This is a genomic window from Nonomuraea sp. NPDC049269 (genome assembly GCF_043197155.1).
Classification (GTDB): Bacteria; Actinomycetota; Actinomycetes; order Streptosporangiales; family Streptosporangiaceae; genus Nonomuraea.
The window spans coordinates 22,532-35,734 of the sequence record NZ_JBICSO010000001.1; the positions used below are offsets into that span (position 1 = coordinate 22,532).

Genomic DNA, 13,203 nt, shown 5'->3' on the forward strand with positions numbered 1-13,203 from the left:
CCTGACGCATACCGCACGCCATCCCGACCGGACCAGACTGGGTAACCCGCAAGGTGACCCCTTCGCCCCGGTTGTTCCTGTGAGCTCTGCGGAAAGCAGGGTGAAGGCCAGTGGCCGGACGGGGACGGCCGACCACGACGAAGGAACGGAAATCCATGGTGGCTGCGAAGACAGTGTCGCTGTGGGAGCGATTCGCCGCAGCCGACCCGGGGCTGCTGCGTCTGACCGCCGGGCTGCGCGCCATCCTCGGCCTCGCTCTCACCCTGGCCACGCTGACGGTACTGGACCAGCCCTCTGTCGTGCTTCTGACCGGCGGCTTCACAGCGGTGGTCACCTCGTTGGCGATCAGCGACCCGCATCCCCGCAACCAGTTCCGCACTCTGCTCGCGGGTGCTCCTGTGACCCTTGCCGCCCTGACGGCCGGGGGCCTGCTGGCACCTTTCCCCTTCGCGTCCCACCTGGCCTTCCTGCTGCTGATCTTCGCCGCGGTCTATGCGCGCCGTTTCGGACGACGGGGCCTGGACCTCGGGATCTTCGCCTTCATGGCCTACTTCCTGTCGCAGTTCGCCAGGATCCAGCCCCACCAACTTCCGCAGCTGACCGGAGCGTTGACCGTCGCCTTCGCGGCAGCCGCGGTCACGCGCTTCTGTCTGGTGCCCACAACGTCCTACGGCATCCTGAGGCGCCTGAGGGCGGCGTTCGACAGACGGCTTCGTGATGCGCGGCAGGCCATGTCGGAAGTACTCGCGGACGGGGGAGCCGGCGTCGGCAGACTCGAACGACGTCTCGACCGGCTGCACACCTCCGCGCTGCTGCTTCAGGAATTCCTGTACGAGGCTCCCGAGGGGCTGCTCCGCGACACGACGGCGGAGCTGGATCGGACGGCACATGCGGACGCGACCGCGCAGCGCCTCGGGCTACTCGCGATCCGCGCATCGACGGCCTCCTCCGCCAACACGGAGACGGGGGACCTGGCAGAGCGTTACCGTGTGGCACTCCGTCCTGGGGCGACTCAGCCTTCAGGCCCGTGGCGGCACACGACGCGGCAGGCGTTCCAGGTGACCGCCGCGGCCGCACTCGCCGTACTCGGCGGACAGCTGGTCTCCCCGCACCTGTGGTACTGGGCCGTGGTCACGGCATGGGTCGTCTTCATCAATGCCGAGCACACCGGGGACGTCCTGCTGCAGAGCGGCCGGCGGCTGATCGGCACCATCGCCGGGGTGCCGTTCGGATACGGCCTCGCCGTCCTGGCCGACGGGCACACGACCTTGGCCCTGGCCTTTCTCCTCGCCTGCGTCTTCGGGATGTTCTACACCCCATCCGGCAGCTACTGGGCGGTGACCTTCTTCATCACCGGCTCGCTCAGTATGGTGCTCGCAGTCCTGCGTACGCTCTCCCCGGAGCTGCTCGTCCTTCGCGTCCAGGAGACCGTTCTGGGGGCCGGGTGCGGGATTCTGGCAGCCGTGCTGATCGTCCCCACGACTGTCCGCACGGCCGCCGACATGCGTCTGAGGGAGCTGCTTCTCGTGCTCGACCACCTCATGCGCTGTGCGCCGCAGGCCGGCGTCCCGAAGCCCGTACTCGATGCGCATGATCTTGATCAGGCGCTGGAGGCCTTCCGCAAGGCCTGCCGCCCCCTGCTGCATCCGCTCAATCCCGGCCGCGCCGAGCGCGCCCGGGTCCGCCGCGTTCTCGACCGCGTGGAAGCCATGTCCTTCCACGCGCGAAGCCGGACGAGCCAAGGCCTCTTGCCCCCACAGCCTTGTACGCGCCGATCGACATCGGCGGTGTGTCATCAGGGTGATGGAAGGTAAGAGAGGGTCATAGCTGGGTGGCCGTGCGGATCAGCCTCGCGAGGGCGGGGGAGCGGCTGTGCGCGGGCCAGGCGATGTGGGTGACGACCGGGGGCGCGTCGGTCAGGGGGACGGCGGTGTGCTCGGCCCATAGCCAGGCGCGGGCGGAGTCGGGGATGACGGCCACGGTGCGTCCGAGGGCGATCAGCTGGGCCAGCTGCGTCTGGTCGTGGACCTCGGGGCCCGGGCCGGGTGGGTACGTGCCGTGGCAGGGCCAGCGGGCGAGCGGAAGATCGGGGACGTCGCTGACGTCGGCCAGGGACAAAGTCTTGCGCGCGGCGAGGGGGTGCCTGGCGGGCAGGACGGCGATCTGCCCCTCGGTCATCAGTTCCTCGCTGTCGAACCCGGCGAAGGAGTTGAACGGCTTGTGCATCAGCGCCACATCAGCGCGGCCATCGCGCAGCAGCCCTTCCTGCTCACCAATGCCGCACGGCAGCACCTCGATCTCGGCGGCGTCGGGCTCGGCCGCGTAGGCGTCGAGGAGCTTGTGCAGCAGCTCGTGAGACGCGGCGGCCTTCACCGCCAGCACCAGGCGATTGCGGGGGCCACCCGGACTATCAGCGCCACCGGCGCGACGGGTGCGGCGAGCGGCGGCGGTGGTCGCGTCGAGGGCTGCGCGGCCCTCGTGCAGCAGCACCTCCCCAGCGCCGGTCAGGGAGACACCGCGGCGGTTACGTTTCAGCAGGGAGACGCCGAGGCGCCGCTCAAGCTGCTGGATCGCCCGCGACAGCGGCGGCTGGGCCATGCCGAGGCGCTCGGCGGCGCGGCCGAAGTGCAGCTCCTCGGCGACGGCCATGAAGTACCTCAACTCGCGGGTCTCCAAGGTGTCCACGGCCACACCTTACTTCAGTGATACCTACCAGGTATGACAGTGCACCGTATCGGTGTTGGATGCGCCGCTCGTCCGTGAGCGAACATCAACGGCATGAGCGAAACGAAGATCGCACTGGTGACCGGCGCGAACAAGGGAATCGGGTACGAAATCGCGGCCGGGCTGGGCGCCCTCGGGTACCGCGTGGGTGTGGGAGCCCGTGACGAGGCCCGGCGCGAAACCGCCGTTGAGAAGCTGCGCGCCGGCGGGGTGGACGCGTTCGGGGTGCCGCTGGACGTGACCGGCGACCAGAGCGTCACCGATGCCGCGGAACTGGTCGAACGGCAGACCGGGCGCCTGGACGTCCTGGTCAACAACGCCGGTATCTCAGGAGAGATGGGGCCGGGGTGGGTGCAGGACCCGACCACGCTCGACCTCGACGTGGTCCGCACGGTCGTGGAGACCAACGTCATCGGTGTCATCCGGGTGACCAACGCGATGCTGCCGCTGCTGCGGCGCTCGGCGTCGCCACGCATCGTCAACCTCTCCAGTGCCGTCTCCTCCCTGACCCGGCAGGCGGACCCGGACATCGAGATCGGCCCCATCATGGCGGCCTACGCGCCGTCGAAGTCGTTCCTCAACGCCGTCACCGTGCAGTACGCCCGGCACTTCGCCGGTACGAACATCCTGATCAACGCCGCCTGCCCCGGCCTGGTCGCGACCGACTTCACCGGCTTCCATGGACCCCGCACTCCTGAGCAGGGCGCGGCCACGGCGATCCGGCTCGCCACGCTGCCCGACGGCGGCCCGACCGGTTCGTTCTTCGAGGACGACGGCGTCATCCCCTGGTGACCCCGAACCTGTCGTGCAGCGTGCGGCACCTACATCAAACCCGGTCCTGGGACCATCGCCGCCGTCACCGACGGCTGCCGGACTGATCCGCCGACGTCCACGGCCTCGGAACGGATGGCGGTCGCCCCTGGCTCCGGGCCGCGGTGGGGTGCGCCCGGGTGTTCGTCAGTCGGTGATGCCGCTGTATGCGATGACCTTGGTGGGGTGCAGGCGGACCACGAGTTCGCCGGGGACGGCATTGCGTCTGCCGAATTCCGCGCCCTTGTCCGCGCCCATGTAGCGGGCGCCGGCCCGGCCGGCGACGTCGAGGAGCTCGTCCAGGTCCTCGCTGAGCGTCACATGGCCGCGCGCTTCGACATAGGCGAAGGGCGGGGCGTCGTCAGCGACAGAGAGGGCCGCGCGGGGGCTGCGTCGCAGGTTGCGGGCCTTGGCCGTGGTGCCGCCCGTGGTGAACAGGAAGTCCTCGCCGTCGAAGATGTACCAGACGGGGGTGATGTTCGGGGTGCCGTCGGCCCCGATGGTGGCAAGCCGTCCGGTGGGCGCCCCGCGGCTGACGAAAGCGTGCCATTCCTCGGTCGACATCTTGTGCATCGGTGATCCTTTGCCTGTGGCTGGTCTGTGGTCATCCGGGACTGCGGTTGCGCGGAACCGTCTCCAGGGCGAGGTGACAGGAGTGGTCGACGACCTCGGCAACCAGGTCAGACGCAGGTTAACCTCGGCGGCCACAGGTGTGCGGGTCGACAGGCCGCCGGGACCTGAGGGACATTTGTCCAATCCACCGGCAGGCGAGGGCGGTGACACTCTGGCCATGACCATGCGGATTCTCATCTCCGGCGCCAGCGTCGCCGGTCCGGTGCTGGCGTACTGGCTCACCAGGCACGGCTTCTCCGTCACCGTCGTCGAACGCGCGCCGACTCTGCGCAAGACCGGCGGCCACGCGGTCGACCTGTTCCGGCCCGCAGTGGACATCACGGAGAAGATGGGCGTGCTCCCGCGCGTCATGGAGCGGGCCACCGGCACGAGCCGGATGACCATCTACCGGGAGGGCTCACGGCGTCCCGTCCGGGTGGACCTCTCCAAGATCTTCAGCGGCGCCTCCGAACGGCACGTCGAGATCATGCGCGACGACCTGAGCGAGATCTACTACGACGCCGCGCGTGACGACGTCGAGTATGTCTTCGGCGACTCGATCACCGCGATCTCGCCCGACGGCGAGGTGCGGTTCGAGAACGCCGCGCCGCGCCGCTTCGACCTCGTCGTCGGCGCGGACGGGCTGCACTCCAACGTGCGCCACCTCGTCTTCGGCGACGAGTCCCGCCTCAGCGCCTTCATCGGGGCCTACCTCGGGGTGCTGACCCTGCCCAACACCTCCGGCCTCGACGGCGAAGTCCTCATCCACGTCGGCGTCGGCCGCACAGCCGGCATGTACGGCGCGCGGCATCTCGGCGAGGCGCGGGCGTTGTTCCTCTTCCGTAGCGAGCGCGAGCTCGACTACCACCACCGGGACGTGCCCCGGCAGAAGGAGCTGCTGCGCGGTGCGTTCGAGGGCGCCCACGCCGACGTGGACCGCTGGCTGGACGAGCTCGACCGCACCCCGGCGTTCTACTTCGACTCGATCACCCAGCTCCACATGGACACCTGGTCGCGCGGGAGGGTGACGCTCGTCGGCGACGCGGGCTACTGCCCGGGCCCGGCCGTCGGCGGCAGCACCAGCCTGGCCGTCGTCGGCGCGTACGTCCTCGCCGGGGAGCTGGCGCGAGCGGGCGGCGATCACGAGCGCGCCTTCCCCGCCTACGAGCGCGCGATGGCGGAGCACGTGCGCGGCAGCCGCGCGGTCGCGCTGAGCGCGGCGAACACCCTGATCCCCACCTCCCGCCTGGGCGTGTGGGGACTGGCCCAGGGCGCCCGCCTGCTCTCCGCCCTGCCCGCGGGGCCCAGCCGGGCCCTCATGCGCCTCACGACCAAGAGCGCACGCCTCTACAACTCGATGACAGTCGACGACTACCCGCCCGCATCAGGAGGCCGGGTCGGCCTCGCGGGCGACCTGGGATCCCGGTAGTGGTGGCTGGAAAAGCGCACGCCTCTGGTCATGACCGTTCCGCCGGGCAGTTTCGGGGGCCGACGCTCTGCCCCGCACCGATGACGGTGACCTGGGCAGCGCCTCCCGGCGTGGCGGCGACCGTACACACGATCTGGTCGACGGCCAGCGTGGACAGTTTGCCGGCCGGAGTGGACACGGTCACCACCAAGTGGCCGACCGGCGCGGCGGTCACCGAGAACGGGCCGGTTTCGGGCGGGATGGCGGTGGTGAATCCGCGCGCCTGTTCCCTCGCGGTGGGTCCAGCTGCCAGCAGGGCGAGCGTGTCCGCTTTGAACATCGGACGACCACTGGGCGGGCGCGTCACGGCACTGAGTCGGCCGTTCTTCACCAGGTAGAGGGTGATCGTCGTGTTTGGTGCGACGGCTCCGCTCGGCGGGTCGGCGCCGGTGATGACGTCGGTGGGTCGCACGCCGCAGCCGGCCACGGCGAGGAGCGATACGAGGCCCGCGGCGAGCACGCGGCGGGCGAGCCCGGTCCTCACTCGGGGCCTCCGTCCGGATCGTGTGTCCGGCGTGGCAGGCGCAGCGTGAAGATGGCGCCGCCGTCCGGGGCGTTGGTGACGGTGAGGTCGCCTCGGTGCAGGCGCGCGTTCTCCCGCGCGATGGCGAGGCCGAGACCGCTGCCCTCGGACCTGGCCCTGGCCGCGTTGGCCTTGTAGAACCGGTCGAACACGTGCGGCAGCACCGCTTCGTCCAGTCCCGGCCCGTGGTCGCGGACCTCGAGAGCGATCCAGTGCGGGTCGGCGGAGAGCTGTACCGACACCGGTGGCTCGCCGTGCCGCAGGGCGTTGCCGACCAGGTTCGCGAGGATGACGTCCACTCGGCGCGGGTCCAGCCGCGCCGTCACCGCGGGTGGAAGCTCGGTGCGCACCTGCTCCGACCAGCCCCGGGTACGCAGGGTCGCGCACACCAGCTCGGCCACGTCGACCTCGTTCAGCGCGAGGGCCGCGACGCCGGAGTCGAACCTGCTGATCTCGATGAGGTCGTTCACCAGCCCGGTGAGGTTGAGCGTCTCCTGGCTGACCAGCCTGGCGGCCCGGCCGGCGTGCTCGGGCAGCCCGGCCGCTTCCTCGTCGAGGACGTCGGCGACCGCGGTGAGCGCGGCCAGCGGGGTGCGCAGCTCATGGGACACGTCGGCCACGAACCGGCGGGCGTCGGCCTCCATCTCGCGCAGCTGCTTGACGTGCCGTTCCAGCTCCGCGGCGGTGTTGTTGAACGTACGTGCCACCTCGGCCAGCTCGTCGGAGCCGCGGACCGCGATCCTGGCCCGCATCTCGCCCTCACCCAGCAGGCGTGCCGCCCGGCCGAGCTCGCGCACCGGGCCCAGCACGCCACGGGTGGCCAGCAACGCGAGGGCGACCGCGAACGCCAGGGCCGCCCCGCCGGTGAGCCAGGCGAGTGTCGCGAGCTCGTCGATGCTGGCCTGTTCGGCATGGAGGCTGCGCGCGGTGTAGACCTCGATGCCGGAGATCCGCGCCGGCTGGTCCCGCTCGGCGATCAGCAACGGCGTACCGATGATCAGGATGGGCTCGCCCTGCAACATCACGCGTTGCCACACGATGTCGCCGTCGGCCACCGCCTGTCGCAACGCCGGTGGAATCACCTCGAGATCCGGGATCTGCGCGTTCCCGGCCGGCCTCCAGCGCCCCGGCGTCAGGCCGGCCGACGAGCGCAACTCGTGGTAGACGGCGACCGCATAGCTGTTCCCGTCATTCGCGGCACGGGCGATCTCGTCGAGCTCGTCCGGGCCCGGCGCCGCACTCCGCAACGGGAAGACCGTCTCCAGGCGGCTTTTCATCGCCTGGACCGCCGCATCCTGGGCCCGCACGAGGATGGCGTTGCGGGCCTGGACATAGATCCCGCCGGCCACCGACGCCGCGGTGACCACACACAGCAGCGCGAACGCGAACAACAGCCGGGCGCGCAGCCCCAGGCTCGGCCAAGATGCCACTGGCGGCTCACACCGGCCCGAACCGGTACCCGAACCCACGCACCGTCTGCACGTAGACGGGCGCCGCCGAGTCGTCCTCGATCTTCGCGCGCAACCGCTGCACGCATGCGTCCACGAGACGTGAGTCGCCGAAATACCCGTGCTCCCACACCGACTCCAGCAACTGCTGGCGGCTGTGCACCCGGCCCGGCGTGCCGGAGAGCTCGAGCAGCAGGCGCAGCTCGGTCGGGGGGAGGCTGACCGGCACGCCGCGGTTGGTGACCACCAGCCCGGCCCGATCGATGGTCAGGTCCCCGTGCCGCTCCAGCTCCGCCTGGTCGCGGCCGATCCGCCGGAGCACCGCGCGAATGCGTGCCTCGAGCACCCTGGGCTGCACCGGCTTGACCACGTAGTCGTCGGCGCCCGCCTCCAACCCGGCCACCACGTCCATGTCGTCGCTGCGCGCGGTCAGCATGATGATCGGTACCTCCCTGGCGGCCCGGATGCGGCGGCAGACCTCGAACCCGTCCATGCCAGGCAACATCAGATCGAGCACGACGACGTCGGGAAGGTCCGTACGCAGCCGGTCCAGCCCCTGCTCGCCGGTCTCCACCGCGCGCACCCGGTGCCCATGCCGGGTCAGGGCCAGCTCAAGACCCTCCCGCACGGCCGGGTCATCCTCGATCAACAACACTCGCGACACGCCGCCGAGGTTCACAGCACGCTCCGTAACTTGCCCGCCGGTCAACGCCATCCACTGTGGGCCGGCCGTGTCCCCGCCTCGTCCGCGCCGTGTCATGGTTGTGTCACGGTCGCGGCTACGGTGACCGCCGTCGAGAAACGATGACATACGGCGGACAACGCGCGCACATTTGGCGCCAATCGTAGCCGTCATGGACGAACCACGCACCATCCCACCTCGGCCCCGTGACCGGCTGTACGCCCTGGTCACGCTGGTGCTGGCCGTGCTCCTGCTGCCCGCGGCATTCGTTCGCCATCCCGGCCGCGCCCGCGAACTGGCCTGCCGCTGGGCGTTACGGATGCGATTCCCCGCCGAGGACCTCAGCGGGCTCACCGGCGGCGCCATGGCGGCGTTCAACGCGGCGCGCACCGAGGCGCTCTGGCGGCACGGCCAGCTCATCGGCCTCACCTCGGGATACCGCGATCCCCTTGTCCAGCAACGGATGTTCGACGAGGAGGTGCGCCGCTCCGGCTCCCCGGCCTCGGCCCGCATGCTCGTGCTGCCACCGGCGGAATCCAGTCACGTCAAGGGCATCGCGCTGGACGTGCGCCCCCACGAAGGCGCGCGCTGGCTCGAGGAACACGGCGCCCGCTACGACCTCTACCGCATGTACGACAACGAGTGGTGGCACTTCGAGCACTGCCCGGACAGCGGCGACACGCCACCACGACGACGACCCCACCCCGGCGTGGGCTACGTCATCGAGAACGGAGACCAGACGTAGCCCAGATCCGCATCTACCCAGGTACAGGCGTTCGAAGAGGGGTCAGGGGCATGTCGTCGGGGAGTAACAACAAGCCCGGATCGCTGGGATCGCGCCTGCAGGCGGCGCGCGAGACGGCGTTCGTGGGGCGAGAAGAAGAGCTCGCGGTTTTCAACGCGGCGTTGTACGGCGGCGGCTGCAGCGTTCTGTACGTACATGGTCCCGGCGGCATCGGGAAGTCGGCCTTGTTGCGGCGGTTCGCTCAGGAGGCCGCGGTGGCGGGGCGGCCGGTGTCCATGGTGGACGGGCACATGCTGGAGTCGGCGGCATCCGAGGCCGAGCTGGTGCTTCGCGATGCGGACGCGGTGCTGCTGGTCGACGACTTCGAACGCATTCAAGGCTTGGAGGGATGGCTGCGCGAGTGGTGCCTGCCGCGGGTGCCCCTGGGGGCGCTGGTGGTGATCGCGGGGCGAAATCCGCCGGATATGCGGTGGCAGGCGGATCCGGGATGGGCTGGGGCGCTGGAGGTGCTGCCACTGCGTGACCTGCGAGCCGGAGATGCGCGGGCCCTGATGGACTCCTCCGGGGTGCCGGCCGAGTTGCGCGAGCCGCTGCTGGCCTTCGCCGGTGGTCATCCGCTGGCGCTCCTGCTGGGGGCGGCCGTGGCGGTGAAGGACGGCAGGGCCGGCAGGCGGTGGATGCCGAATCAGGTCGTGGTGGCCACGTTGCTGGATCAGCTGGTGGGCGAGCCGCCTTCGGCGGCGCATCGGCATGCTCTGGAGATCTGCGCGCATGCGTACATGACGACGGAGGACCTGCTGCGGGCGGCCTTGCCGGAGGACGCCGGGACGTTGTTCCGGTGGTTGCGGCGGTTGCCGTTCGTGGAGTCGGGCGGTCTCGGGCTGTTTCCGCATGCCGTGGTACGGGCGCTGCTGGAGGCGGACCTACGATGGCGAGATCCCGAGGGGTACGCGGTGATGCACGACCGCATTCACGCCCATCTGGCGGAGAGGGTGCGCACGGCGAGCGATGTGGACCTGGTCGGCGCGGTTGCGGCACTGCTCTACCCGCATCGCGGCAACGGAGCGCCGGCCGATTTCCACGGTCGCCACGACGAGGGCGAGTTCCAGGAAGAGGTGTTGCGGGAGGAGGACATCGGCGCCTTGCTCCGGGTGGCGACGGCAGCGGAGGGTGCGGCGTCCGCGAGCCGCGCCGCCTTCTGGGCGGAACGTCAGCCGGCGGCGTTCCGGGTGTATCGACGGATCGAAACCGGCGAGCCCGTGGCGTTCTCCGCATGGTTGCGGTTGGCGGAACTCGATGAGGAGGAGCTGACGGCCGACCCCCTCGTGGCCAGGGCGTGGGCGCATGCGCGTGCCACCACGCCGTTGCGCGCCGGTGAACATGTGGCGGTCAGCCGAGTGTGGGTGCTGCCGCCGTACCGCGGAAACTCACCGGTGATGGATTTGATCCAGTGGCGAGTGATCGGCAATTGTCTGCGGGCCGAGCGGATGGCATGGTCATATATCGAGATACGGCATCTACGGTGGCACAACGGGATGCGTGCCATTTCCGGGGAGCCGGGGGATGAGGCGTACACCCTGTTCGTTCATGACTGGCGCGCGGTGCCGGCGCGGGCGTGGCTGGAGCGGATGAATCACCTGCTCGTCGCGGGGCCCGCCGGCGGCCCGAGTGCCGCGACGGCGAAACTGGCGGTGCTGTCCCAGGCGGAGTTCGCCGAGGCGGTTCGCAAGGCGTTGCGCCAGTTGGGGCGGCTGGACGCGCTGGCCGCCTCCCCACTGACCCGCACCAGGCTGATCGCCGATCGGGCCGGGCAGAACCCGGCCACGGCACTGGGTGACCTGCTACGCCAGGCGATCGACGACCTGCGTGAGGATCCGCGCTCGGTCAAGTTCCACCGGGCGCTGTCCGTCACGTTCGTCCGCGGCGCGCCCACCCAGGAGCTGGCCGCGGAACGACTCGGCCTCCCTTTCACCACCTACCGCCGCCATCTGACGGCCGGCATCGAACGTGTCTGCGCCGACCTGTGGCACCGGGAGCTGTATGGCACCGACGCACCGGCGTACCGATCCGGCTGAGCCGCCACATCGTGCCAGCTCAGTCGGCGAGCGCGAGGCCGGCCGCCGCCTCCGCGTGCAGTCGAGCGCTCGGCAGCACCGGGATGGCGCTGTCCTTCTCACTGATCAGCAGCTCGATCTCCGTGCAGCCGAGGATGACGCCTTCAGCGCCGTCGTCCGCGAGGTCTTCGATGATCTGGGCGTACGCGTCTCTGGACGATTCCCGGAGCTCCCCGCGCACCAGTTCGTCGAAGATCACGCGATGGACCAGCTCCCGCTGCGCACGCCGCGGGACGACCACGTCGAAGCCGTGGGCGGCCAGCCGATCCCGGTAGAAGGGCTGCTCCATGGTGAACTGAGTGCCCAGCAGACCGACCTTGCGCATGCCCCTGGCGCGGACCTCGGCGCCCAGGACGTCGGCGACGTGCAGCACGGGCCCGCTCACGGCCCGCGCCACGTCGTCGCTCACCCGGCTGAAGGTGTTGCTGCAGATGAGCAGGAGGTCGGCGCCGAGATCCTCCAGTTTCCGGCCCGCACCGGTCAGCAACGTACTCACCTCGTCCCAGCGGTCGGCGAAGATGAGGTCCTCGACGGTCGTGTAGTCGACCGACCAGATGAGGCTGTTGGCGGAATGGCTGCCGCCGAGCCGCTCGCGTACCCGCTGGTTGATGATCTGGTAGTAGATCACCGTTGATTCCCAGCTCAACCCGCCGATAAGACCGATAGTGCGCATGGAACTCCGTTTCGCCAGCTTGTAGAACTTGGTCAGGCGTCGGCCAGCGCGCGGGCGCAGGCACCGAGCCCGATCTCGCTGGAGGCCTTGACGAACACCACGTCTCCCGGTTCGAGCAGCGCGATGGCCAGATTCAGGGCCCCGGCCACGTCCTCGACGGTATGGACGGCCATGCCCTGGTTCGAGGACGCCGCTGCCCACGCCATCGCGAGCGGATCCCCTGCTCCGACCGCGATCAGCACGTCGAAGCGGAGGTCGGCGACGAGCCGGCCCATCTCCGCGTGCCGGGCGCGGGAGGCGTCCGCCTGCTGCCCCATCGCGCCGAGCACGGCGACGGTACGACGAGTGCCGGCCAGGGCCTTCACCGCTCGCAGCCCGGCCCGCATGGATTCGGGGCTGGCGTTGTAGGCGTCGTTGACGATGGTGATGCCGTCAGGTCGTTCGACGATCTCCAGCCGGCCCGCGGAGCGCCGCCGTGCGGCGTTCAGCCCATCGGCGATCTCGGCGACGCCCAGGCCGAGCGCGGTGGCGACGGCGGCGGCGGCCAGCGCGTTGCTCACCTGGTGCTCGCCTATGAGGTCGAGCTCGACCGAGGCCCGGCCGGAGGGCGTCACCATCTCGAACGCGGTCCGCGCGCGGTCGATCATCCGCACGTCTTCGGCTCGCACCTGCGCCTCCGCCGACCCGCCGTACAACAGGATCTGGGCCTTGGTGCGGCCGGCCATGCCCATGACGTACGGGTCGTCGGCGTTGAGCAGGGCGAACCCGTCCGCCGGAAGTGCCGCGACCAGTTCGCCTTTGGCCTCGGCGATGTCGGCCGGCCCGGCTCCCATACGCTCCACATGTGCGGTGCCGACATTGAGCACCAGCCCGACCTGGGGCGGTGCGAGCCCGGTCAGGTACGTCAGGTCGCCCTTCCGGCCGGCACCCATCTCCAGCACCAGGTATCGGGTGGTGGCATCGGCACGCAGCACGGTGAGCGGCAGGCCGAGCTCGTTGTTGAACGACTTGTCGGTGGCGACCGTCGCGGCGTGCCGTTCGAGCACCTGGGCCAGCAGGTCCTTGGTCGTGGTCTTGCCCACGGAGCCGGTCAGGCCGATCACGGTCGGGCTGATGCGTTCGAGCAGGTGCCTGGCCAGCAGGCCGATCGCGAGCTGGACGTCCTCGACCACGAGGGCGGGCACGCCGGCGGGCCTTGAGGCCAGCACGGCGACGGCGCCGTCGGCGATGGCACCGGCCGCGTAGTCGTGACCGTCGACGCGGGCGCCGACCGTCGCGACGAACAGGCCGCCGGGCACCACCTCGCGGGAGTCGACCGCCGAGGGCGCCGTCACCAGCGCCTGCGGGTCGCGCACGTCGGACAGGCTCGCGCCGACGACCTGCGCGATCTCGTTCAGCGTCATG

Annotated in this window: 12 protein-coding genes; 5 read left to right on the top strand and 7 right to left on the bottom strand. The window is 70.3% G+C overall.

The window, feature by feature from the left end; translation table 11 throughout:
- The first annotated feature begins 155 nt into the window (after positions 1–155).
- On the top strand, positions 156–1,814 hold the full coding sequence (locus ACGFNP_RS00130; RefSeq protein WP_393312987.1) for an FUSC family protein: 1,659 nt from the start codon (positions 156–158) through the stop codon (positions 1,812–1,814).
- Positions 1,815–1,821: 7 nt separating this feature from the next.
- On the opposite strand, the gene ACGFNP_RS00135 is transcribed toward ACGFNP_RS00130, so the two are convergent.
- The gene (locus ACGFNP_RS00135; RefSeq protein WP_393312990.1) at positions 1,822–2,685 is read right to left on the bottom strand and encodes a LysR family transcriptional regulator; all 864 of its coding nucleotides are present in this window, start codon (positions 2,683–2,685) and stop codon (positions 1,822–1,824) included.
- 93 nt (positions 2,686–2,778) lie between these two features.
- On the opposite strand from ACGFNP_RS00135, the gene ACGFNP_RS00140 reads away from it, so the two are divergent.
- The gene (locus tag ACGFNP_RS00140; protein ID WP_393312993.1) at positions 2,779–3,516 is read left to right on the top strand and encodes an SDR family oxidoreductase; all 738 of its coding nucleotides are present in this window, start codon (positions 2,779–2,781) and stop codon (positions 3,514–3,516) included.
- A gap of 165 nt (positions 3,517–3,681) precedes the next feature.
- Here the strand turns inward: ACGFNP_RS00140 and ACGFNP_RS00145 are convergent, their stop codons facing one another.
- The gene (locus tag ACGFNP_RS00145; protein WP_358333520.1) at positions 3,682–4,107 is read right to left on the bottom strand and encodes a PPOX class F420-dependent oxidoreductase; all 426 of its coding nucleotides are present in this window, start codon (positions 4,105–4,107) and stop codon (positions 3,682–3,684) included.
- A 217-nt stretch (positions 4,108–4,324) separates the two neighbouring features.
- Here ACGFNP_RS00145 and ACGFNP_RS00150 point away from each other — a divergent pair, with 217 nt between their 5' ends.
- Positions 4,325–5,575, top strand: a complete 1,251-nt coding sequence (locus ACGFNP_RS00150; RefSeq protein WP_393312996.1) for an FAD-dependent monooxygenase — start codon at positions 4,325–4,327, stop codon at positions 5,573–5,575.
- A 28-nt stretch (positions 5,576–5,603) separates the two neighbouring features.
- On the opposite strand, the gene ACGFNP_RS00155 is transcribed toward ACGFNP_RS00150, so the two are convergent.
- The 3 genes from ACGFNP_RS00155 to ACGFNP_RS00165 are packed head-to-tail and all read right to left on the bottom strand — an operon-like array spanning position 5,604 to position 8,249.
- Positions 5,604–6,098 carry a hypothetical protein gene (locus ACGFNP_RS00155; protein ID WP_393312999.1) on the bottom strand — a complete coding sequence of 165 codons (495 nt, stop codon included), beginning with the start codon at positions 6,096–6,098 and terminating at the stop codon, positions 5,604–5,606.
- Positions 6,095–7,567 (bottom strand): ATP-binding protein, encoded by a 1,473-nt coding sequence (locus ACGFNP_RS00160; RefSeq protein WP_393313002.1) that lies wholly within the window; start codon positions 7,565–7,567, stop codon positions 6,095–6,097. The genes ACGFNP_RS00155 and ACGFNP_RS00160 overlap by 4 nt, the downstream gene beginning before the upstream one ends.
- A 7-nt stretch (positions 7,568–7,574) precedes the next feature.
- Positions 7,575–8,249: a response regulator transcription factor gene (locus ACGFNP_RS00165; RefSeq protein WP_358333508.1), complete on the bottom strand. Its 675-nt coding sequence runs from the start codon at positions 8,247–8,249 to the stop codon at positions 7,575–7,577.
- Positions 8,250–8,439: 190 nt separating this feature from the next.
- Between ACGFNP_RS00165 and vanY-N the strand changes: the two genes are divergently transcribed.
- Positions 8,440–9,012 (top strand): D,D-peptidase/D,D-carboxypeptidase VanY-N, encoded by a 573-nt coding sequence (gene vanY-N, locus ACGFNP_RS00170; protein WP_393313005.1) that lies wholly within the window; start codon positions 8,440–8,442, stop codon positions 9,010–9,012.
- A 50-nt stretch (positions 9,013–9,062) separates the two neighbouring features.
- The gene (locus tag ACGFNP_RS00175; protein ID WP_393313008.1) at positions 9,063–11,087 is read left to right on the top strand and encodes an ATP-binding protein; all 2,025 of its coding nucleotides are present in this window, start codon (positions 9,063–9,065) and stop codon (positions 11,085–11,087) included.
- Between the two features lie 19 nt (positions 11,088–11,106).
- Here the strand turns inward: ACGFNP_RS00175 and ACGFNP_RS00180 are convergent, their stop codons facing one another.
- Together ACGFNP_RS00180 and murF are read right to left on the bottom strand one after the other, a co-directional pair.
- On the bottom strand, positions 11,107–11,799 hold the full coding sequence (locus ACGFNP_RS00180; RefSeq protein WP_358333499.1) for an aspartate/glutamate racemase family protein: 693 nt from the start codon (positions 11,797–11,799) through the stop codon (positions 11,107–11,109).
- Positions 11,800–11,831: 32 nt separating this feature from the next.
- Positions 11,832–13,202, bottom strand: coding sequence for a UDP-N-acetylmuramoyl-tripeptide--D-alanyl-D-alanine ligase (gene murF, locus ACGFNP_RS00185; protein WP_393316543.1), 1,371 nt, complete (start codon positions 13,200–13,202; stop codon positions 11,832–11,834).
- Between the last annotated feature and the right edge of the window lies 1 nt (position 13,203).